This is a genomic window from Burkholderia sp. D-99, assembly GCF_011605345.1.
Taxonomy (GTDB): Bacteria; Pseudomonadota; Gammaproteobacteria; order Burkholderiales; family Burkholderiaceae; genus Burkholderia.
Genome location: NZ_JAAOXM010000002.1, coordinates 685,840 through 706,239, shown reverse-complemented (window position 1 = coordinate 706,239; position 20,400 = coordinate 685,840). Strand labels below are relative to the sequence as shown.

Annotated in this window: 17 protein-coding genes; 9 read left to right on the top strand and 8 right to left on the bottom strand. The window is 67.3% G+C overall.

The genetic code is table 11. The features are described 5' to 3' along the window. Positions 1–453 precede the first annotated feature (453 nt). The 4 genes from HAV18_RS10345 to HAV18_RS10330 all read left to right on the top strand — a co-directional run bounded on the left by HAV18_RS10345 (position 454) and on the right by HAV18_RS10330 (position 4,834). Positions 454–1,044 (top strand): class I SAM-dependent methyltransferase, encoded by a 591-nt coding sequence (locus tag HAV18_RS10345; RefSeq protein ID WP_166955277.1) that lies wholly within the window; start codon positions 454–456, stop codon positions 1,042–1,044. Between the two features lie 154 nt (positions 1,045–1,198). After that, positions 1,199–2,638: an alkaline phosphatase gene (locus HAV18_RS10340; protein ID WP_166955276.1), complete on the top strand. Its 1,440-nt coding sequence runs from the start codon at positions 1,199–1,201 to the stop codon at positions 2,636–2,638. A 32-nt stretch (positions 2,639–2,670) separates the two neighbouring features. After that, the gene (locus HAV18_RS10335) at positions 2,671–4,062 is read left to right on the top strand and encodes an alkaline phosphatase (RefSeq protein WP_166955275.1); all 1,392 of its coding nucleotides are present in this window, start codon (positions 2,671–2,673) and stop codon (positions 4,060–4,062) included. Positions 4,063–4,096: 34 nt separating this feature from the next. Next, on the top strand, positions 4,097–4,834 hold the full coding sequence (locus HAV18_RS10330) for a hypothetical protein (protein ID WP_166955274.1): 738 nt from the start codon (positions 4,097–4,099) through the stop codon (positions 4,832–4,834). Positions 4,835–5,014: 180 nt separating this feature from the next. Here the strand turns inward: HAV18_RS10330 and HAV18_RS10325 are convergent, their stop codons facing one another. From HAV18_RS10325 to HAV18_RS10315, 3 genes are all read right to left on the bottom strand, one after another. Beyond that, the gene (locus HAV18_RS10325; protein WP_166955273.1) at positions 5,015–6,154 is read right to left on the bottom strand and encodes an acyltransferase; all 1,140 of its coding nucleotides are present in this window, start codon (positions 6,152–6,154) and stop codon (positions 5,015–5,017) included. Then, positions 6,151–6,960, bottom strand: a complete 810-nt coding sequence (gene blaOXA / locus HAV18_RS10320; protein ID WP_166955272.1) for an OXA-1043 family class D beta-lactamase — start codon at positions 6,958–6,960, stop codon at positions 6,151–6,153. The genes HAV18_RS10325 and blaOXA overlap by 4 nt, the downstream gene beginning before the upstream one ends. Positions 6,961–7,286: 326 nt before the next feature. Beyond that, positions 7,287–8,438, bottom strand: a complete 1,152-nt coding sequence (locus HAV18_RS10315; protein ID WP_166955271.1) for a porin — start codon at positions 8,436–8,438, stop codon at positions 7,287–7,289. Positions 8,439–9,008: 570 nt separating this feature from the next. Between HAV18_RS10315 and HAV18_RS10310 the strand changes: the two genes are divergently transcribed. The 3 genes from HAV18_RS10310 to HAV18_RS10300 all read left to right on the top strand — a co-directional run bounded on the left by HAV18_RS10310 (position 9,009) and on the right by HAV18_RS10300 (position 11,936). Further along, on the top strand, positions 9,009–10,064 hold the full coding sequence (locus HAV18_RS10310; protein WP_166955270.1) for an ABC transporter substrate-binding protein: 1,056 nt from the start codon (positions 9,009–9,011) through the stop codon (positions 10,062–10,064). Between the two features lie 70 nt (positions 10,065–10,134). Continuing rightward, positions 10,135–11,100 carry a proline/glycine betaine ABC transporter permease gene (locus HAV18_RS10305; protein WP_166955268.1) on the top strand — a complete coding sequence of 322 codons (966 nt, stop codon included), beginning with the start codon at positions 10,135–10,137 and terminating at the stop codon, positions 11,098–11,100. Positions 11,101–11,114: 14 nt separating this feature from the next. Beyond that, positions 11,115–11,936 (top strand): glycine betaine/L-proline ABC transporter ATP-binding protein, encoded by an 822-nt coding sequence (locus HAV18_RS10300; protein WP_166955266.1) that lies wholly within the window; start codon positions 11,115–11,117, stop codon positions 11,934–11,936. A 33-nt stretch (positions 11,937–11,969) separates the two neighbouring features. On the opposite strand, the gene HAV18_RS10295 is transcribed toward HAV18_RS10300, so the two are convergent. After that, on the bottom strand, positions 11,970–13,001 hold the full coding sequence (locus HAV18_RS10295; protein WP_243771596.1) for an NAD(P)H-quinone oxidoreductase: 1,032 nt from the start codon (positions 12,999–13,001) through the stop codon (positions 11,970–11,972). Positions 13,002–13,121: 120 nt separating this feature from the next. On the opposite strand from HAV18_RS10295, the gene HAV18_RS10290 reads away from it, so the two are divergent. Next, a complete protein-coding gene (locus HAV18_RS10290; protein ID WP_166955264.1) occupies positions 13,122–14,015 on the top strand; it encodes a LysR family transcriptional regulator in 894 nt (297 codons plus the stop codon). Positions 14,016–14,335: 320 nt separating this feature from the next. Here the strand turns inward: HAV18_RS10290 and HAV18_RS10285 are convergent, their stop codons facing one another. Continuing rightward, positions 14,336–15,043 (bottom strand): hypothetical protein, encoded by a 708-nt coding sequence (locus tag HAV18_RS10285; protein WP_166955262.1) that lies wholly within the window; start codon positions 15,041–15,043, stop codon positions 14,336–14,338. Between the two features lie 109 nt (positions 15,044–15,152). Between HAV18_RS10285 and HAV18_RS10280 the strand changes: the two genes are divergently transcribed. Next, on the top strand, positions 15,153–16,055 hold the full coding sequence (locus tag HAV18_RS10280; RefSeq protein ID WP_166955260.1) for a LysR family transcriptional regulator: 903 nt from the start codon (positions 15,153–15,155) through the stop codon (positions 16,053–16,055). A 16-nt stretch (positions 16,056–16,071) separates the two neighbouring features. Here the strand turns inward: HAV18_RS10280 and HAV18_RS10275 are convergent, their stop codons facing one another. The 3 genes from HAV18_RS10275 to HAV18_RS10265 are packed head-to-tail and all read right to left on the bottom strand — an operon-like array spanning position 16,072 to position 20,300. Beyond that, positions 16,072–17,739, bottom strand: a complete 1,668-nt coding sequence (locus tag HAV18_RS10275; protein WP_166955258.1) for a GMC family oxidoreductase — start codon at positions 17,737–17,739, stop codon at positions 16,072–16,074. Between the two features lie 15 nt (positions 17,740–17,754). Further along, positions 17,755–18,972 carry a mandelate racemase/muconate lactonizing enzyme family protein gene (locus HAV18_RS10270; RefSeq protein WP_166955256.1) on the bottom strand — a complete coding sequence of 406 codons (1,218 nt, stop codon included), beginning with the start codon at positions 18,970–18,972 and terminating at the stop codon, positions 17,755–17,757. Further along, positions 18,969–20,300, bottom strand: a complete 1,332-nt coding sequence (locus HAV18_RS10265; RefSeq protein WP_166955254.1) for a nitrate/nitrite transporter — start codon at positions 20,298–20,300, stop codon at positions 18,969–18,971. Before HAV18_RS10265 ends, HAV18_RS10270 begins: the two co-directional genes overlap by 4 nt. Between the last annotated feature and the right edge of the window lie 100 nt (positions 20,301–20,400).

The following is a 20,400-nucleotide window of genomic DNA, read 5'->3' as shown; positions in this document are numbered from 1 at the left end:
CATCCGGCGGCGGGCATCAGGCGCGAGGCATCAGGCATCAGGCATCAGGCACGAGGCACGAGGCATCAGGCACCAGGCACCAGGCACCAGGCACCAGGCACCAGGCACCAGGCACCAGGCACCAGGCACCAGGCATCAGGCATCAGGCATCAGGCACGAGGCCCCCGGCTTCCGGCAGCAGACACCAGGCATCAGACACCAGGCGCGAGGCATCCGGCAGCGGCGAGCGAGCCGTGTCCTGCAGCGCGCTCGCGCTTTGGTCAGGCGTATCAGGGACAATCTTCACGTCGCCTTAAGTTTGCGTTTCCTAGAATCGATTTGATCGTCGCTCTTCCTGCGACGGACCGATTCGTCCAGGAGGATGCGCATGAACCGGAGCCGTGTCGCCGTAGCCCTGTCCCACGTCGCCTTCGGCATGTCGAAGCCGCAGGCGCAGCCGGTCGAGGCCCGCCGATGATCTGGCCGAACGCATGGCGTGTTTCCGCACTGTTCGTGCGCGAGTGGGTCGGGCGTCCGGCCGCGGTGGGCGCGTTGTGCCCGAGTTCGCGGCAGCTGGCGCGCGAGATGGCCGACGCGGTACCGGACGGCGACGGGCTGGTCGTCGAGCTCGGCGGCGGCACCGGCGCGATCACGGCGGCGTTGCTCGAACGCGGCGTCGCGCCGCGGCGGCTCGTCGTGGTCGAGCGTTCGCCGGCTTTCGTCCAGCATCTGCGGCGCCGCTTTCCGGGCATCTCGATCGTGTCGGGCGACGCGCGGCAGCTCGAGCGCCTGCTGCCGCCCGAGGCGCGCGTCGACGCGATCGTGTCGTGCCTGCCGCTGCGCACGCTGCCGCGTGAGGACGTGACGGCGATCATCGGCCAGTGCCATCGCGTGCTGTCGGCCGACGGCGTGATGATCCAGTTCACGTACGACCTGCGGCCACCCCGCCGTCATCCGCTGGGCGATTCGGCATTTGTTGCCTGCGGCAGCCGGATCGTCTGGGCAAACATTCCGCCTGCGCGCATCGTGACCGTGCGCAGCATCGCCGCCGAACACGCGGAATGACGCCGCTGCGCGCGCGGTGCCCGATCGTGGCGCCGCGCCGCATCCTTTCATCTTTCCTTCTAATCCTTCCAATCACCATTCATATTGCCGTCACATCAGGTTCCTAACATCGCCTTTCATTTCGAAAGCATCAACGGCGGGGAGAACCGGCAACATGAATCGAATCAAAACGGCGGCGCTGCTGTGTGCGGGCGCCTTTGCACTTGCCGGATGCGGCAGCGACGACGGCCCGACCAGCACGTCGCCCACCCAGCCGCCCGTTCAGACGGCCGCGCGCAACGTGATCTTCTTTCTCGGCGACGGCATGGGGATGACGACGCTGACGGCCGCGCGCATCTATGCGGTCGGTGAAGACGGCGCGCTCACGATCGACACGCTGCCCGAATCCGCATTCGTGAAGACCTATTCCAACGACGCGCAGGTGACGGACAGCGCGCCGTCGATGTCGGCGTACATGACCGGCGTCAAGACCAACAACGAAGTGATCTCGATGTCGCCCGACACGAAGGCGATCGAGCCGACCGCGAGCCTGACCGGCAACTGCGGCGCGAACAACGGCAAATCGGCGACGACGCTGCTGGAGATCGCGAAGGCGAAGGGGCTGGCCACCGGCGTCGTGACGACCACGCGCGTCACGCACGCCACGCCCGCCGCGACCTATGCGCACGTGTGCCATCGCGACGCCGAGAACGACATCGCGGCGCAGCTCGTGCCGGGCGGCGCGGGCTACAACGGCGCGCTGGGCGACGGCGTCGACGTCGTGCTCGGCGGCGGCACGCAATTCTTCGTGCCGAAGGACGGCGGCGGCAAGCGCACCGACGGGCGCAACCTGGTCAACGAGCTGAAGGCGAAGGGTTATGCGTTCGCGCAGAACCGCGACGACCTGCTGGCGGCCGACGCGACGAAGGGCGGCAAGCTGGTCGGCCTGTTCTCGTCGAGCCACATGAGCTACGACCTCGATCGCGGCACGACCAAGGAGCCGAGCCTCACCGACATGGCGACGCGCGCGCTCGACGTGCTGCAGAAGAACCCGAACGGTTATTTCCTGATGGTCGAAGGCGGCCGGATCGATCACGCGCTGCACGACACCAATGCGAAGCGCGCGCTGCAGGACACGGTCGCGTTCGACAACGCGATCAAGGCGACGATCGACAAGGTGCGCAAGACCGATCCCGACCTGAAGAACACGCTGATCGTCGTCACGGCCGACCACGACCACACGCTGGTGCTGAACGGCTATGCGGCGCGCACCGGCAAGACCGAGGCGGGCAAGCCCGGCGTGCTGGGCGTGCTGCGCAACTACCAGACGGGCGCGGTCGCGAAGGACGCGGACGGCGCGCCGTACACGATCATCGGCTTCGGCAACGGCGAGAACCGCGTGCAGGGCAGCCGCGCGGGCACCGCGCTCACCGACGCGGTGACGGGCGCCGACGATTATCGCCAGGAGGCGGTCGTGCGGATGGACAAGGGCAACGAGACGCACGGCGGCACCGATGTGTTCCTCGGTGCGATCGGCCGCGGCGCGGACGCGTTCCACGGCGTGATCGAGAACAACAAGGTCTTCGAGCTGGTGCGCAGCGCGGTGCAGCTGTGAGCGCCGACCATACGGGTACAGGGGAATACAGGATGTCGACCATCAAGTACATCGCGGCGGCGCTGGCCGTCGCGGGTTTCGCGTGCGGCGCGGCGCAGGCCGCCGGCCAGGCGAAGAACGTGATTTTCTTTCTCGGCGACGGCATGGGGCCGACGACCGTGACGGCGAGCCGGATCTACAAGGTCGGTGAGTCGGGACAACTGACGATGGAGAAGCTGGCGCGCACCGCGCGCATCAAGACCTTCTCGAACGACGCGCAGACCACCGACAGCGCACCGTCGATGGCCGCGTACATGACCGGCGTGAAGATGAACAACGAAGTGCTGTCGATGTCGTCCGACACGCGCGCCGTCGCGCCGGGCAGCGACGCGAACGGCAACAAGACGGTCAACAACTGCGCGCCGGGCAACGGCCAGCCGGTCGCGACGCTGCTGGAGCTGGCGAAGGCGCGCGGCAAGGCGGTCGGCGCGATCACGACGACCGAGCTCACGCACGCGACGCCTGCCGCGACCTATTCGCACATCTGCCATCGCGATGCGCAGTACGACATCGCCGCGCAGGCGTCGCCGGGCGGCGCGGGCTACAACGCGGCGCTGGGCGACGGCGTCGACGTGCTGATGGGCGGCGGCCGCAATCACTGGACGCCGTTCGATCCGGTGGCCAACAAGCGCGGCCGCGCGGACGGGCGCAACCTGCTCAACGAGATGAAGGCGAAGGGCTACACGGTCGTCGCCACGAAGGATCAGCTCGCGCAGGCCGGCAACGGCAAACTGGTCGGTTTGTTCAGTTCGACGAGCCATCTCGAGTACGAGCTGGACCGCGTCGCGGGCAAGGGCGAAGGCCCGTCGCAGCCGAGCCTTGCCGACATGACGTCGAAGGCGATCGACGTGCTGTCGAAGAATTCGAACGGCTACTTCCTGATGGTCGAAGGCGGCCGGATCGACCACGCGCTGCACGGCACCAACGCGAAGCGCGCGCTCGAGGACACGGCGGCATTCGACGAAGCGATCCGCGTCGCGCTGTCGAAGGTCGACCTGTCGAACACGCTGATCGTCGTGACGGCCGACCACGACCACACGATGACGATCAACGGCTATTCGAAGCGCGGCAACCCGATTCTCGACATCAGCCGCAACTATCGTGACGGCCAGCCGAGCAAGGACGCCGACGGCAATACCTACACGACGCTGGTGTTCGGCAATGGCGCGAACCGGCCGAACGTGCGCACGTCGGTCGATTCGGCCACCGCGACGAACGAGGCGTATCTGCAGGAAGTCGGCGTGCGGATGGGCAGCGCGGGTTCGGAGACGCACGGCGGCGGCGACGTGATGCTGTTCGCCGACGGCGCGGATGCGAAGGCGTTCAAGGGCACGATCGACAACACGAAGGTGTTCGGTCTCGTGCGCTCGGCGTTCGGTTTCTGAGGCAGGTGATTAGCACGATGAACGGGAACGCTCGATGAAACGTCAGATCCTCTGTGCGCTCGCTTGCGGGATGGCTGCACTGCCGGCTTTTGCAGCGGCGGACCTCGACGCCGTGCTGCTGCACGAGAGCCGCACGGTGACGGCCGACGGCGTGACGCGCACGACGCTGTATCGCGAACGGATGGTGCGGCGCGACGGCCACGTGTGGGTCGAGCGCGTGCTGCCCGCCGCGGCGGCCGGCGGCGGTCATGGTGACGATCACGATCATGACCACGACGCGGGCCGTCGCGCCGGCGTGCAGCCGGCCGCCGCCCACGCGGGCCACAAGCATTTCAACTTCCAGGCGGCCGCGCGGCACGTGACTTACGACGGCAAGACGGCGCGCATCGAGTACGTGGATGCGGCGAACCGGACGGTCGTCAGCGTGCCGCCGGCCGAGTACGAAACCACCGGTTTCGACGGCTCGTGGGACAACGCGTATTACGTGACGCCGCCGTCGCAGCTGAAGCGGCTCGCGGTCGCGAAGCGCGGCGACGCGCCCGGCACGCGCTGGTACGAGCAGGCGGTCGACACGCCCGGCGCGCGCGGCGTGAACCGGATCCTGTGGAGCGAGACGCTGCAGGCGCCGCTGTCCGTCGAATACCGGAGTGCCGACGGCCGCGTCGTGCGCAAGCTGACGTTGACGCAGGCGCCGGCCGCGCGGCGCGAGCCGTTGCCGTGGACGACGCTCGCCAGCTACACGCGCAAGGAATACGCCGACTATCTGGATTGACCGGCGGGCGGCCACGCTCGACCGATCACGCAACGGCTTCTGTCGCCCGGTCGATCGTACGATTCGTACGCGGGGTTTGCGGTCAGGCCGGCCGGTATCGCAATCGCGATACGGCCGGGCGCTGGCCGCTTTTTTCTTTTTCCGACGTCGTGTCGCCCGGCAGGGGATGCCGACAATTCGCTAGAGCTGCGCGCCGTCCGGTACACGTGCCGCAGGCCGTGACGCGACCCGCTTGATGAGGCGGTCGAGCGGCGTCGCATAACCGCGCGCAATCGCTGCACTCAACGCGGCCGACAGCGCCAGATACGCGACGAGCAACCCGAGCTTGCCGTCGCCGTGCATGCCCGACGGCGGCCAGAACGTGCGCAGCGCGCCGAGCACGATCAGGTGGAACAGGTACAGCTCGTAGCTCAGCGTGCCGGCACGGCGCAACGGCGCGAGCAGGCGGCCCTGCGCGCGCGTGCCGTTGACGTGCGCGCCGATCAGTAGCACGGCCGTGCCGAGCGCCATCGCCGTGACGCCAGCGACGTGGCTTTCCGCGATCGGCCAGGCCAGATAGAGCGCGGCCATCGCCGCCGCGACGGGCCATTGCATGAACGGCGCGGCCAGCCGTTGCCAGCTTGCGCGCTCGGCCAGCAGCGCGGTGCAGCAGCCGATCGCGATCCCGTCGAACGACGCGAAGTACGCATAGAGGAACCCGCCTTCGTCGCCGGCGTGCGTGAAGCGGTACACGGGCCCGATCGCGGCGACGATCACCCAGAACGCGGCCAGCCGCGCATCGCGGCGCAGCGCGATGCACAGCAGCGGAAACGACAGGTAGAACACCTCTTCGACCGACAGCGACCACAGCACGCCGAGCGCGTAGTTGACCCATCCGTATGCGCCGATCAGCACGTTCATCCAGAACGTCAGCGACGCGAGATTCACGAGCCAGAACGACACCGCGATGCCCTCCGGCGCGTGGTTCTGGAAGATCGGCACGCCGGCTGCCGCGAGGCCGTTGACGAGCGCGAGCAGCAGGAGCAGGCACGGCACGATGCGCGCGACGCGCGACACGTAGAACGAACGCACGTCGACCGCGCCGAGGCTGCCCCAGCGGCGCCGCGCATTCGACGTGATCAGGTAGCCGGAGATCACGAAGAACATCGTCACGCCGTAGTTGCCGTTGCGTGCCACCGCATGCACCGCATCCCAGCCGAACGCGCGAGCGAGCGACGTGTCGCGCAGCGAGTAAGGGATGTTGAAGTGATGCAGCAGGACGAGCACGATCGACACGCCGCGCAGCAGGTCGATCCGCGCGTTGCGCGGGCCGGCGCTCATTGCGTGCCACCCGCTTCGGCGAGGGCCGGCAGCGTCGTCAGGAAGGTATCGCGTGCGCGCAGGCCGGCGTTCGGCGTCTGCCGCTCGTCGTCCTGAATCAGGTAGGCGAACACGAGCTTGCGCGGCCCTTTGGCCGCCCAGCCGACGAACCAGCCGTACGCGTGCGACGCATCGTACTTGCGCCCCGGCGACCCGGTGCCCGTCTTGCCGTGCACGATCCAGCCGCCGGGCTGCGTGTCGATCAGCGTGATGCGCTCGGTCATGTCGTACGCGTGCGCGCTGACGGGCAGCGTCCGGTTCGCGATCTTGCGCATGAAGGCGACCTGTTCGAGCGGCGAGATGCGCAGCGACGCGTTGACCCATGCGCCCATCACGCCGTTCAGCTCACCCGCCTGACTGGTGGCGTCCGCGTTACCGTAGCCGAATGCATTCGTGTACTGCTGAAAGCGCGCCTGCCCGAGCGCCTGCGTGACCTGCTGCGAGTACCAGAACACCGACAGCTTCATCCACCGCGCCGGATCGGTCGGCTCGCGCCACGGCGCGCCGCCCCAGTCGGGGTAGCCGGCGTGGAAGTCGAGCGTCGGGGTGTGCTCGTCCTTCAGGACGCCCGCATCGAAGCCCATCAGGCTGATGGCGACCTTGAACGTCGACGCCGGCGTCACGCGGGTCGCGCAGTCGCCTTGCTGCACGAGCACCTGGCCGGTGGCGGCGTCGGCGACGACGGTGCAGATCGGGCGGGCATGGGAAGTCGTGGTGGCCAAAAGGCCGGCGGTGAAGGTGAACAGCGCGCGGCGCCAGTGCTTCAAGTGACACTCCTCGGAGATGTGCGGCAGGCACGCGGTGCAGGCAGAACGCGGCGGGCCGTGCGCGACGAAGGCGACGGCCGGCATCGACGAAGGTGTGGATGGCGGCCGTTGCGGAGGCTCACATTGTATCGACGGATCGTCGTCCGTTGACCTGTCACGCTTGACGGGGCCGTTGCGCGCCCGTTACCCGTTCCGGCGGCATCGGCCGGTCACGCGTTGCGCCGCGCATGAAAAAACCCGCCGGCAGGCTTGCGCTTGCGGGCGGGCGAAGACACCTCGGGCCGACCGGCGCGGGTGTCGCGTGAAGAACGGAGAACCGGGTTGCGTCAGAACTTGTGGCGCAGCGCGAGACGCACGGCCACCTGGTTCGACGTCGACGACGGTGCGTCGGTACCGGGGATGAACGCGTTGTCGAGGATCGAGTTCGTCTTGTCGCCGGCGATGTGCTGGTACGCGGCCTGTACGTACACGTCGGTGCGCTTCGACAGGTTGTAGTCGGCCATCAGCCCGGCCGAGTGGATCTTCGGCTTCGCGTTGCCGGTCGATGCGTCGTATTTCTCGAGCGACAGCACGTACTGCGCGCCCACCATGAACGCCGGCGTGATCTGGTACGAACCGTTCAGCTCGAAGTTCTGGTACTTGATCGCGCTGACCGTCGCGCCCGGGGCGATGATCGCGCCCGGCGTGCCGAGGTAGCCGTTGCCGGTCGGGTTCTTGTAGTTCGAGTTCGTGTACGCGAAGCCGACCGTCGCCTGGCCGAACGTGTAGTTGATGCCCGCGCCGAACACGCGCATGCGCTCGGCGATGTAGCTCGCGTCGTTCGCGGTGATCGCGCCGGCCGAGCCGTCGCCCGGGTGGTTCGCCTGCAGGTACGCGGCGCCGATCAGCAGGCCGTTGTTCTGGTATTGCGCGCCGAAGCTGTACGCGCGGTTGTCCGAGAAGTTCGTGCTGTTGCTGAAGCTGTATGCGCCGCCGAACGTGAAGCCGCCGAAGTTCGGGCTCGCGTACTTCACCGTGTTGTCGAGGCGGAACGAGTTGTCGGTGTTGTCGTTGTCGAACGGGTGCGCGAGCAGGTAGCCGCCCCAGTTGCCGTTGGCGGTGGTCGGCGCGAGATAGTCGACGACGGAGTCGTACTGGCGGCCGAACGTCAGCGTGCCGTACTGCGCCTGGCTCAGGCCGACATATGCCTGGCGGCCGAACATGCGGCCGCCCTGGTTGAGCCGGCCGGTGTTCACGTCGAAGCCGTTTTCGAGCTGGAAGATCGCCTTCATGCCGCCGCCAAGATCCTCGCTGCCCTTCAGGCCCCAGCGGCTGCCTTGCGCGTAGCCGCTCGCCATCTCGTAGACGTGGCCGGTGCCGACGTTGTTCGTGTAGTTCAGGCCTTCGTCGATCACGCCGTACAGCGTGACGCTGCTTTGCGCGAACACGGGGGCTGCGAAGGTTGCCGTTACGGCGAGCGCCGTCAGGGTCTTTTTCATTGAGATCTCCGGGATGTCCAGCTTGTATCGGTTGTCGTGAGCGCGTCCGGCGAGGCGCGCCCCGTCATCCGGGGCGACCTGGCGCAGCGCGCGCGGCGCCGGAAGCGCGCAATGCGCGGCGGCGCGGCGACCGGCTGTGCCGGGTCGTGTCTCCTCCGTTGACACCGCGCATTCTTCCCAAGCCGAAAAGGATCCGAAAGCGAGTAATTTCGATGGATGGGATCGGGTTCGCCAATGGGGTCGCGACAGGCGGTTTCGACAGTCGAAACGGGGTGCGCGGCCCGGCGCTTCAACGCCGGTCGAGCACTAGCCAAACGGGGCCGCGACGCAGCCCGGGCGGGGCCGTGCGCGGGCCCGGTAAATCGGTCGAGAAGCCCGCCCGGCGGGCTTCGCGGGGCACCCGGCGATCGATTGACGCTGCCGATTGCAATGATCGGAATTACTCGTTTCCCTAAACATATTGGCGGCTGAAACATGCAGACTGACCGGACGTGGCTGGATGCACGATTCGCCGGTCGCCGCGCATGCCGCGACGCACAAACAACAGATTCGATTTGGAGACGACCCACCATGCAGATTCGACGACTGAAAACGGTCCTTCTCGCCGCCGCGGCGATCCTGTCCGCGCCGGCGGCCCACGCCGCGCCGGCGGCCCACGCGGCCGGCGGCGCGTGCGCCGACGGCAAGACGGTCCATTTCGCGGGCATCACGTGGGAGAGCGGGTCGTTTGCGACCGAAGTGCTGCGGCAGATCATGGAGAAGGGCTACGGCTGCAAGACGGACGTCGTGCCGGGCAGCACGGCCGCGACCGAAACGGCGCTTGCGCGCAACGACCTGCAGATCTGGGCCGAGCAGTGGACGGGCCGCAGCGAGATCACCGCGAAGGCCGTCGCGTCGGGCGCCGTGAAGCTGATCGGCGACACGCTGCCGGGCGGCACGACCGAAGGCTGGTTCGTGCCCGACTACGTGGTGAAGGGCGATCCGGCGCGCAACATCAAGCCGGTCGCGCCCGGGCTCGTATCGGTCGACGATCTGCCGAAGTTCAAGCAGGTGTTCGCCGACGAGGAGGAACCGGACAAGGGCCGCTTCCTGAACTGCCCGACGGGCTGGGACTGCGAGCGCGTGAACACGCGTCTCCTGAAGGTGCTGAAGCTCGACCAGTCGTACACGAACTTCCATCCGGGCACCGGCGCGGCGCTCGACGCGGCGATCGCGTCCGCGTACCAGCGCGGCGCGCCGATCGTGTTCTATTACTGGGGCCCGGCCGCGCTGATGGCGAAATACAAGTTCACGGCGCTGAAGATGCCGGCCTATAACGAAGCATGCTGGAAGACGTTGCGCGACGAGAGCAGCACGCACCAGTGCGCGTCGTCGTACATGGTGTCGCGGCTGACGGTGGGCGTGTCGAAGCCGTTCGCCGATGCGAATCCCGATCTCGTCGGCGTATTCGGCAAGGTGCGTTTTCCGATGGACTTCCTGAACCAGACGATCCTCGAGATGACGACGAAGAAGATCGACGGCGCGGCGATGGCCACGCAGTTCCTGAAGACCCGCCAGGACATGTGGAAGCAGTGGGTGCCGGCCGACGTCGCGCAGAAGATCGCCGGCAGCCTGAAGGGCGCGTAACCTGCGCGCGGCGGCGGGCCCGCGCCCGCCGCCGCCGTCACGCGCCTTCGCGGCGCGACGGAGAATCAACATGAACGGCTTCTTTCTGCACCTGTCGATCGCCGACTGGGTGAACAGCGCGCTCGAGACGTTCGTCGCGCAATACGGCGACAGCTTCCATCACTTCAGCGTGCTCGTGCTGCGCTACCTGCTCGTGCCGCTCGAAGGCGCGCTGCGTGTCGCGCCGCCGTGGCTCGTGCTGCTGGTCGTCGGCGCGATCGCGTGGAATGCGACGCGCCGTATCGGCCTCGGCGTGCTCTTCATGCTGCTGCTTTACGCGATCGGCTGCTTCGGCCTGTGGGACAAGCTGATGCAGACGCTCGCGCTGATGCTCGTCTCGACGGTGCTGTCGGTCGCGATCGGCGTGCCGGTCGGCATCCTTGCCTCGCGCAGCGCGTGGCTGCGGCGGATGCTGTTGCCCGTGCTCGACGTGATGCAGACGCTGCCGAGCTTCGTGTACCTGATCCCGGTGCTGATGCTGTTCGGGCTCGGCAAGGTGCCCGCGATCCTCGCGACGATCATCTATGCGCTGCCGCCGCTGATCCGCCTGACCGATCTCGGTATCCGCCAGGTCGATCCGGACGTGACGGAAGCCGCGCGTGCGTTCGGCACGACGCGCTGGCAATTGCTCGTCAACGTGCAGCTGCCGCTCGCGCGGCCGAGCATCATGGCCGGCATCAACCAGACGACGATGATGGCGCTGTCGATGGTCGTGATCGCGTCGATGATCGGCTCGCGCGGGCTCGGCGAGGACGTGCTCGCGGGCATCCAGACGCTCGACGTCGGCAAGGGCACGCAGGCCGGCCTCGCGATCGTGATCCTCGCAATCGTGATCGACCGGATCAGCCAGGGCTTCGGCCAGGAGCGGCGTGCGCGCCGCCGGCTCGCGCAGCAGCGCCGGCAGAAGGGCGCGTCGCGCGTGCCATACCGGCTGCCGCGCAAGGCGCAGTCGGCGGGCGTCGATTCGAATCAGGCGACGCAATCGTCGCGCGCATAGGAACGGAGACAGACATGGCGACCATCGACGTCAAACACGTGTACAAGCTGTTCGGGCCGCAGGCCGCGCATGCGCGTGTGCTCGACCTGCTGCGCTCGGGCAAGCGCAAGGCCGACGTGCTGGCCGAAACGGGCTGCAACGTCGGGCTCTACGACGTGAGCCTCGGCATCGAGTCGGGCGAGATCTTCGTGATCATGGGGCTGTCGGGCTCGGGGAAGTCGACGCTCGTGCGGCACTTCAACCGGCTGATCGAACCGACGGCCGGCGAGATCGTGATCGACGGCAGCGATGTGATCAAGCTCGACGCGCACGGGCTGCGCGAGCTGCGCCGCTTCAAGGTCAGCATGGTGTTTCAGAACTTCGGGCTGCTGCCGCACCAGACCGTGCTCGACAACGCCGCGTATGCGCTGCGCACGCGCGGCGAGAAGCGGCACGACGCGGCCGAGGCCGCGCGCAACTGGCTGACGAAGGTCGGGCTCGACGGGTATGGCGATCATTATCCGGACGAGCTGTCGGGCGGGATGCGGCAGCGTGTCGGGCTGGCGCGCGCGCTGGCGGCCGATACCGACGTGCTGCTGATGGACGAAGCGTTCTCCGCGCTCGATCCGCTGATCCGCACCGAGATGCAGGATCAGTTGCTCGAATTGCAGGCGACGCTTTCGAAGACGATCGTGTTCATCACGCACGATCTCGACGAGGCGCTGCGCATCGGCGACCGGATCGCGATCCTGCGTGACGGCACGCTCGTGCAGGTCGGCACGCCGGACGACATCCTGTCGCGTCCGGCGGACGATTATGTGCGGCGGTTCGTCGAGAAGCGCTCGAGCATGAACTGACGCGCGTCACGCCGACCACGCCGCGTACCGCGCTCACTGCGCGCGGTGCGCGGCCGTCGTCAGCACGATCTTGCCGACGTGCACGCCCGAGTCGATCAGCACGTGTGCGCCGCGCGCGTCGTCGAGCGGGAAGGTGCGGAACACCTGCGGCTTGACCGTGCCCGCCGCGACGTGCGGCCACAGGTGCCGTTCGAGTTCGGCGATGAGCGCGCCCTTCTCCTCCGGCGTGCGCGAACGCAGCGTCGAACCGATGTGCGTGAGGCGCTTGGTCATCATCGGCCACACGTCGAGTTCCTTCGCCGGCCCGTTGAGCGCGCTGACCTGCAGAATCCGCCCGTTCATTGCCGCGGCCCGGTAATTGCGCGCGACGTAGTCGCCCGCGATGATGTCGAGGATCACGTCCACGCCCTTGCCGGCGGTGATCCTGTCGACTTCCGCGACGAAATCCTGTTCGCGGTAGTTGATCGCGTGATCCGCGCCGAGCTGCAGGCTCGCGGCGCGATGCGCTTCCGAGCCGACCGTCGTGATGATGGTCGATGCGCCCATCGCCTTCGCGATCATCGTCGCGGTGGTGCCGATGCCAGACGCGCCGCCGTGGATCAGCACCGATTCGCCCGCCTGCAGCCGCCCGCGCTGGATCAGGTTCAGCCAGACAGTCAGGAACGTTTCCGGCATCGCCGCGGCTTCGATCATGTCGAGTCCAGGGGGCAGCTTCATCGTCGTGAGGTGATGGGCGACCGCGTATTCCGCATAGCCGCCGCCCGTCACCAGCGCGCTGACCCGGTCGCCCGGCGCGAAGCCGTGCACGGCTTCGCCGGTCGCGACGACTTCGCCCGCGATTTCCAGGCCCGGGATGTCGGATGCGCCGGGCGGCGGGTTGTACAGCCCCTTGCGTTGCAGCACGTCCGGGCCGTTCACGCCGGCGGCGTGAACCCGGATCAACACTTCGTCGGCCTTCGGCCGCGGCACGGGGCGACGTGCGGTCGCCAGGACGTCGGGGCCGCCGGGGCGGGTGATTTCGACTGCCGCCATGTCGGCGGGGACGGAGGAGAGCGTATCGGACATGTTTGCCTCTAAAAGACAGGTGAGTGGTCGGTGAAAAAAGTATAGGCTTGGGCGTTGATGAATTTGCGCAGCGATTTTCACGACCACAGATGCAAATTTGCATCACACCGGAGAAGGCGCTTGAACTGGGACGACGCACGGATTTTTCTCGCGATCCACCGGGAACGCAGCCTGCGCGGCGCCGCGCGGGCGGTCGGGCTCGACCAGGCGACGGTCGGCAGGCGGCTCGCGGCGCTCGAGCGCGCGCTCGGCGCGACGCTGTTCCTGCGCACCTCGGCCGGGTACGTGCCGACCGCGGTGGGCGAGGTCGCGCTGCGCAACGTGGAGAAGATGGAACAGTCGGCGATCGACCTGGTGCGGCAGACCCAGGGCGTCGACCGGCGCCTAGCGGGCGACGTGCGCGTGACGACGACCGATACGATCGGGCTCGAATTCGTGATGCGCGCGATGCGCAACCTGCACGACGAGCATCCGGACGTGCGCGTGCTGCTCAACACGTCGACGCAGGTGGAGAACCTGGCCAAGCGCGAGGCGGACATCGCGATCCGCACGATCAAGCCCGACAATCCCGATCTGCTGACGCGCCGGCTCGCCGCGTGGCCGACGGGGTTGTACGCGTCGGAGGAATACCTGGAGCGGCATGGCGAACCGGTGCCCGGCACCGGCTTCGAAGGGCATGACCTCGTGTGCTTCCTGCCGCACCTGAATGCGCGCAGCCCGCTCACGGTGGTCGGCGAGCCGGTGCGCGCGGGGCGGATCGTGTCGGGACTGAATTCGAATCTGATGCTGCGCGCGGCGGCACGCGCCGGGCTCGGGCTCGCCGAACTCCCGGTGCCGATCGCGGAGCGCGACGCGCTGGTGCGTGTGTGGCCGGCGCGTACGTCGGCGCGTCCTTACGAAGTCTGGATGGTGACGCACAAGGATTTGCGGCATACCGCGCGGATGAGCGCGATGATCGATCACATCGTGCGGGTGTTTGGCGATGTGCCGGTGCAGGGCGGGGCGGGGGATTGAGGCGGGCACGGCGACCGGATCGCGATCCTGCTCGACGGCGCGCCGGACGATATTCCGTCGCGGCCGGCCGACGATGATGTGAGGCGGTTCGTGGAGAGGCGCACGAGTGTGAACCGAGCCGGCGGTGGTGTGTTGCGAGACGGCACTACTTGCCGGCCGCGGTCGACGTGACGACCGATATGTCGGTCAGCCGCACGCCGTACGGGCCGACCAGTTCCTTGACGCGGACGATGCCCGACGCGCTTGCGTCAGGCAGGTCCAGATCCCGCTTGCATAGCGAGACGCGCCGTGTCTTGTCTCGGTTCGTATGCCGCCCGCCGTTACGGCTCGATCGAAAGATAGCGCGGATAGCGCCCGCTTCCGTAGTTGTCAGGCATCCTGCATTTCTGGTAACACTGCGTCAGCCGGAACGCGGCTTTTTCCCGGTCCGTCTCGTCGCCGTCCTGCAGCCAGATCGCGTGGCTTTTCTCCGCGAGCAGGATCAGCAGGCGCCGTCTGGCGGCCGACAAGGCCGAACGCTCCAGCAGGTCGCAGACGAGATTGGCCGTGACGATGCCGAACAGCCGGCGGTGTTCGCGGCAGTCGCTGGACGCGAGCAGGTGCATCGCTTCGGCGAATGCCGCTTCCGCTTCCGCCACCGATTGTTGCAGCGTGATCGCGGGGAGCGCGAGTGCCGTGATGTAGATGCGATCGTCGGCGTCGAACCGGTCGAGCGGTGCCTGCACGTCCTGCGATTTCTCGAGCACCGCACGCTGGCGATCGATACGCCGGCGCGCATCGGCCGGCGCATCGTCGTGCGCGTCCACGAGTCGTTCGAGAGCGTCCATTCCCGCTTCCCAGTCGCCGAGATGCTCGCCGAATACGTGCGTGACGAGCGCCGCGAGCTCGACGAGATCCTGCTCGCCCATCGGCAGCGTCAGACGTTCCCGTAGACGTGTCGCGACCGCTACCGGCTGTTTCGTATGTTCCTGCCAGTCCTGTATCAGCGATCCGCGCAATCGCTCGTCAAGTAGCTGCATCGTTTCCATGCGTTCCTCCGTTCGATTGCACGAATGGTAGGAGCGGGGGTGGCATGTGTACAGTGCAGGTTTGGCAGATATATGACGCATCCGATGCAAATCTGCGAGGAGCGCGGCGATGGACCGGATCGACCTGAACCTGTTGCTGGCGCTGAAGGCGCTGATCGACGAGGAAAGCGTGTCGCGTGCGGCGCGCAGCCTCGATTTGAGTCCGTCCGCGATGAGCCGGACCCTTGCCCGCGTTCAGGACGCGATCGGCGACAAGGTGCTGGTGCGCGCGGGCAAGGGCATGGTGGCGACCGAAACGGCGCGGCGGCTGAAGGTGCCGCTCGACCGCATCCTTCAGGATGTGGAACTGCTGCTCGGTGCGCAGCACCGGTCGATCGACGCACAACGCGTGTTCAACATCAGCGCCAACGACGGCTTCATCGATTCGTTTGCGGTGCCCATCATCGCGCAGGCGCACGATGCATGGCCGCATGCGAGGCTGCGGTTCCTGCCCAAGCACGAGAAGACGGTGGCGCGCCTTCGTAGCGGCGAAGTCGATATCGAAATCGGCGTGATCGGCGAGACGGGGCCGGAAATCATGATCCGCAAGCTGTTCGACGACCAGATGGTCGGCGTGCTGCGAAAAGGCCACCGGCTCGCGCGGCGCCGGATGACGCTGGATGCCTACCTGTCCGTGCCGCATATCAGCGTGTCGCGCAAAGGGCGCTTTCACGGGCCGATCGACGATGCGCTCGGCGAGCAGGGGCGCGAGCGGAACGTGATCGCGGTGGTGCCGAATTTCAAGTCGGGCATCGAGCTGGCCCAGCGTTCGGACTGGATCGTGCAGGTGCCCGAGAAGCACACCGCCCAGGCCCGGCGCGACGTCGTGACGTTCGAGCTGCCGGTCGCGACGCCCGGGCTTCCGATCTCGATCATGTGGCATCCCCGCTTCGACCGGGACGCGGTGCATGCCGGGCTGCGAGACCTGATCGTGAGCGTCTGCCGGCAGGTCGTGGACGCAGGGAACGGCTGAGGTTGCCCGCGCCGCGTCACTGTGCGACCGTCTCCCGTTGCGTCGATGGCACGCCGGCCCGTTCCGAGCGCGACGCATCCGCCAGAATCAGGTCCGCGCCTTTCTCCGCGACCATCATCGTCGGCGCGTTGATGTTGCCCGACGTGATGTTCGGGAACACCGACGCATCGACGATCCGCAGCGCCTGCAGCCCGTGCACGCGCAGCGACGCATCGACCACCGACGTCGCCGCGTCCGATCCCATCGCGCACGAGCCGCACAGGTGGTAGATCGAACCCGACTGCTCGCGGAAATACTGCAGCATCGCCTCGTCGGAATCGATCTGCGGCCCCGGCGAGATTTCCTCGACGGTCATCGACTTCAGCGCCGGTGCGCGCATCAGCGCACGAATCACCTTGCTGCCCTGCACGGCCTCGTCGAGATCCTTCTGCGTGGTGAGCGCGTTGATGTGGATCTTCGCGGCATCTTCCACGCGGTTCGACGCGATCTCGATCGTGCCGCGGCTCGTCGGCCGGCACGGGTTGAACGCGATCAGGAATCCGGAATAAGGCTCGGGCTTGATGCTCGCGCGGTCGCTCTTCGGGATCCGGTACGACAGCGGGTTGAAGTAGAGCTGGATGTTCGGTTCCTGCGTATCGGCCGTGCCGCGGAAGAAGCCGCCCGCCTGGTTCACGCTCATCGCGAGCGGGCCACGCTTCGTCAGCAGGTAGCGCAGCCCGATCTTCATCTTGCCGAGCAGGGTGCCCATCTCGTCGTTCAGCGTCGGCCGGTTCGCCTTGAAGTAGAAGCTCACGCACAGGTGGTCCTGCAGGTTGCGGCCGACGGCTGGCAATGCATGCACGAGCGGCACGCGGTGGCGCGCGAGCAGCGCCGGATCGCCGACGCCCGACAGTTGCAGCAGCTTCGGTGTATCGACCGCGCCGGCCGCGAGGATCACCTCGCGCGCGGCGACGAGCGTTTCGTCGCCTTGCTCGCCCGCGACGACCACGCCGGTCGCGCGCGTGCCGTCGAACGTCACGCGCCGCACGAGCACGCCCGAGCGCAGCGTTAGGTTCGCGCGACCCAGCGCGGGACGCAGGTACGCGAAGCTGCTGGAGCAGCGCTCGCCGTTCTTCGTGTTCAGGTCGTAGATGCCCGCGCCTTCGAACTGCGCGCCGTTGAAATCATCGGTGCGCGGCAGGTTCAGTTGCCCGCAACCCTTCAGGAACTCGTGGACGATCGGATGCACGTCGGCCTTCATCGACGTGATGTGGATCGGCCCCGTCGCGCCGTGATGCTGCGGATCGGTCATGCCGGCCGCATGCGTTTCGAGCTTGCGGAAGTACGGGAGCACGTCGTCGTACGCCCAGCCCGGATTGCCGGCGGCCGCCCAGTCGTCGTAGTCGCTGCGCTGGCCGCGCACGTAGACCATCGCGTTGATCGAGCCCGACCCGCCGACCACCTTGCCGCGCGGGCAGTACAGCGTGCGATCGGCGAGCTGCGCTTCGGGCTCGCTGTAGTACATCCAGTTGTAGCGGCGGTTGTAGTAGGTCTTCGTGAAGCCGACCGGCACCTTGAACCAGAACGACGCGTCGCGTTCGCCCGCTTCGAGCAGCAGCACCGAGTGCCGGCCCGATTCGCTCAGGCGGTTCGCGAGGATGCAGCCGGCCGAGCCCGCGCCGACGATGATGTAGTCGTAGCTCATGTGTGTCCTTTGCGCTCAGCCCTTCGCGGGGGCGAGATCCTTCACGTCGACGGGGTGTTCGCCCATCTGCAGGTGCAGCCGTTCGCCGGTGTACGGCGTGTGGCGCCTCACGACGTCCATGTCCAGCTCGATGCCGAGGCCCGGTTCGTTCGACGGGATGATGTAGCCGTCTTCCCAGCGGATCGGCGTCTTCACAACTTCCGCGTGGAAGCCGCCCCACGTCATGATGCTTTCCTGGATCAGGAAGTTCGGCGTGCAGGTCGCGAGCTGGATGCTCGCGGCCGCGCCCACCGGCCCGTTGTACAGGTGCGGCGCGATCTGCGCGTAGTGCACTTCGGCGAGCGTCGCGATCTTCTTCGCTTCGAGCAGGCCGCCCACGCGCGCGACGTTCAGCTGCAGGATCGATGCGCCGCCCGCCTGCAGCAGCTTGTGGAATTCGTACTTGGTGGTCAGGCGCTCGCCGGTCGCGATCGGAATCGACGTGTGCTTCGCGACTTGGGCGATCGCTTCTTCCTGGCCGGGGGGAACCGGCTCCTCGAACCACAGCGGGTCGTATTTCTCGAGCCGCTTCGCGAGCCGGATCGCCGATGACGGCACCATCTGCCCATGCGTGCCGAACAGCAGGTCGGCCTTGCTGCCGACAGCCTCGCGCACCTTGCGGCAGAACAGTTCGCAGCGATCGAGCACTTCCAGCGACAGCTGGTGGCCGGAGTAGGCCGTGTACGGGCCGGCCGGGTCGAACTTGACGGCCGTGAAGCCGAGCTTCACGTTCTCGGCCGCGCATTCGGCGGCGAGGTCGGGGTCGTCGTAGTCGTATTCGCCGTTGGCGTTCTTCGGGTACAGGTACGTGTACGAGCGCAGCCGCTCGTGGATTTTCCCGCCGAGCAGTTCATACACGGGTTTGCCGGCGGCCTTGCCGATGATGTCCCAGCACGCCATTTCGAGGCCGCTGACGACGCCCATCATCGTGAGATCGGGGCGCTGCGTGAAGCCGCTCGAATAGGCCTGGCGGAACAGCCGTTCGACGTGATGCGGGTCGCGGTTCAGCAGGTGGCGTTCGAACACGTCGTCGATGATCGGAGCCATTGCCTTCGGGCCGAACGTCGCGGAATAGATCTCGCCGACGCCTTCGATGCCGTCGTCGGTCTTCAACTTCACGAAGATCCAGTACATCCCGCCGATATGCGGCGGCGGCACGGCGACGATATGGGTTTCGAGCGAAACGATCTTCATACGGACTCCTGGGTACGGTGAATGCGGTTGAGGCGGACTTTGAGGAACGCAGCCGCGCCCGCGCCGCACAGCGCGATGGCCGCGATATAGCCGAAATAGAGCTGGTAGCCGTGCGCGCCCGGATAGGTCTGCGTCACGTAGCCGTTGATCAGCGGCACGAACACGTCGGGCGAATAGCCGAGCACCGAGATCAGGCCGATCGCGAGGCCCGCGCAATGCGTGGGCACCTTGCAGTCGTCGAGCAGCGACCAGTACAGGCCGCGGATCGCGTAGGTGAGGATGCCGATGAACAGCACGAGCACGACGAGCATCGCCTGCGGGCTGTGCGCGGGCGCGGCGATCAGCCCGACGAGCGACAGCGCGGCGAGTACCAGCGCCCAGAACAGCACGGACACCTTCGACACGCGGTCGCCGAGGAAGCCGCCGCCGATGCCGCCGACGGGGCGCATCCACAGCTTGAGCGTCGTGATGAAGCCGGCCGCCGTCGCGCTGAGCCCGAAATTGCCTTCGTGCAGGTAGGCCGAGAAGCTGTAGGTCGCCCAGAACACCTGGTAGCCGCAAAACACGATCGCGGCGACGAGCCAAAGCTCGGGGATCGCCGCGAGCGTCTTCAGGTCGGTCAGCACGTTGCCTTTTCGGCGTTCCGTTACGGCCTTGCGTTCGTTCGGGTTCGCCGGATCCTTCACCAGCGCGAGCAGCACGCCGAGCGCGATGCAGAAGAACGCGTACAGGTGCACGACGAGCCTGAAGCCGGCCGCATCGGTGCCGCCGTGCGCCTGCGTCACGTAGGCGAACAGCGTGATCGCGATCGTCGCGAGCAGCGCCTCGACGAGCCCGCGGCCGCCGTCCAGCAGCCCGAAGAAGCGGCCCTGTTCGTCGGGGCCCGCGATCATGTTCACGCGCTTGATCACGGCGGCCCAGAACGTCAGGCCGGTGGTCAGCCCCCAGCCGCCGAAAATCAGCACGAGCGTGTCGAACGACGGCCCGGTCGCGTAGACGAGCCCGAGCGTGCCCGTCGCGAGCAGCGAGAAGCAGATCAGCCAGCGCGGCGACAGGCGGTCGGCCAGCCAGCCGCTCGGCAGGTAGCTGACGAGGAAGATCGTGCCGAGCGACGAATACAGGTAGCCGAGCTGCACGTCGTCGATATGGAAGAACTGCAGCATCGTCGGCTGGTACACCTGCCGCAGATACAGCATCGGGTAGATCGCGCCCGCGGCAATCACGAGCAGCAGCAGTTGCAGGTAGCGTTGCGCACGGGAATGCTGCGACGCGTGAGCGTCGTCGTGCAACGCGAGCGACGCCGCGGGCGTCGACGGTTGGGTCGGCATGATGTCTTCCTCCATCAGGCGTCCTTGAAGCGGAGGCCTGCAGGTTTTTTATGTTCTGGTTGAATCAGGGGCGGCGCGCGCGGCGTGGTGTCGTGGTGCG

Excerpts from the sequence above, each read along its gene's own strand:
- HAV18_RS10345 (WP_166955277.1), top strand. The coding sequence starts at position 454 with ATGATCTGGCCGAACGCATGGCGTGTTTCCGCACTGTTCGTGCGCGAG.
- HAV18_RS10340 (WP_166955276.1), top strand. The coding sequence starts at position 1,199 with ATGAATCGAATCAAAACGGCGGCGCTGCTGTGTGCGGGCGCCTTTGCA.
- HAV18_RS10335 (WP_166955275.1), top strand. The coding sequence starts at position 2,671 with ATGTCGACCATCAAGTACATCGCGGCGGCGCTGGCCGTCGCGGGTTTC.
- HAV18_RS10330 (WP_166955274.1), top strand. The coding sequence starts at position 4,097 with ATGAAACGTCAGATCCTCTGTGCGCTCGCTTGCGGGATGGCTGCACTG.
- HAV18_RS10325 (WP_166955273.1), bottom strand. The coding sequence starts at position 6,154 with ATGAGCGCCGGCCCGCGCAACGCGCGGATCGACCTGCTGCGCGGCGTG.
- HAV18_RS10315 (WP_166955271.1), bottom strand. The coding sequence starts at position 8,438 with ATGAAAAAGACCCTGACGGCGCTCGCCGTAACGGCAACCTTCGCAGCC.
- HAV18_RS10310 (WP_166955270.1), top strand. The coding sequence starts at position 9,009 with ATGCAGATTCGACGACTGAAAACGGTCCTTCTCGCCGCCGCGGCGATC.
- HAV18_RS10305 (WP_166955268.1), top strand. The coding sequence starts at position 10,135 with ATGAACGGCTTCTTTCTGCACCTGTCGATCGCCGACTGGGTGAACAGC.
- HAV18_RS10300 (WP_166955266.1), top strand. The coding sequence starts at position 11,115 with ATGGCGACCATCGACGTCAAACACGTGTACAAGCTGTTCGGGCCGCAG.
- HAV18_RS10295 (WP_243771596.1), bottom strand. The coding sequence starts at position 13,001 with ATGTCCGATACGCTCTCCTCCGTCCCCGCCGACATGGCGGCAGTCGAA.
- HAV18_RS10285 (WP_166955262.1), bottom strand. The coding sequence starts at position 15,043 with ATGGAAACGATGCAGCTACTTGACGAGCGATTGCGCGGATCGCTGATA.
- HAV18_RS10280 (WP_166955260.1), top strand. The coding sequence starts at position 15,153 with ATGGACCGGATCGACCTGAACCTGTTGCTGGCGCTGAAGGCGCTGATC.
- HAV18_RS10275 (WP_166955258.1), bottom strand. The coding sequence starts at position 17,739 with ATGAGCTACGACTACATCATCGTCGGCGCGGGCTCGGCCGGCTGCATC.
- HAV18_RS10270 (WP_166955256.1), bottom strand. The coding sequence starts at position 18,972 with ATGAAGATCGTTTCGCTCGAAACCCATATCGTCGCCGTGCCGCCGCCG.
- HAV18_RS10265 (WP_166955254.1), bottom strand. The coding sequence starts at position 20,300 with ATGCCGACCCAACCGTCGACGCCCGCGGCGTCGCTCGCGTTGCACGAC.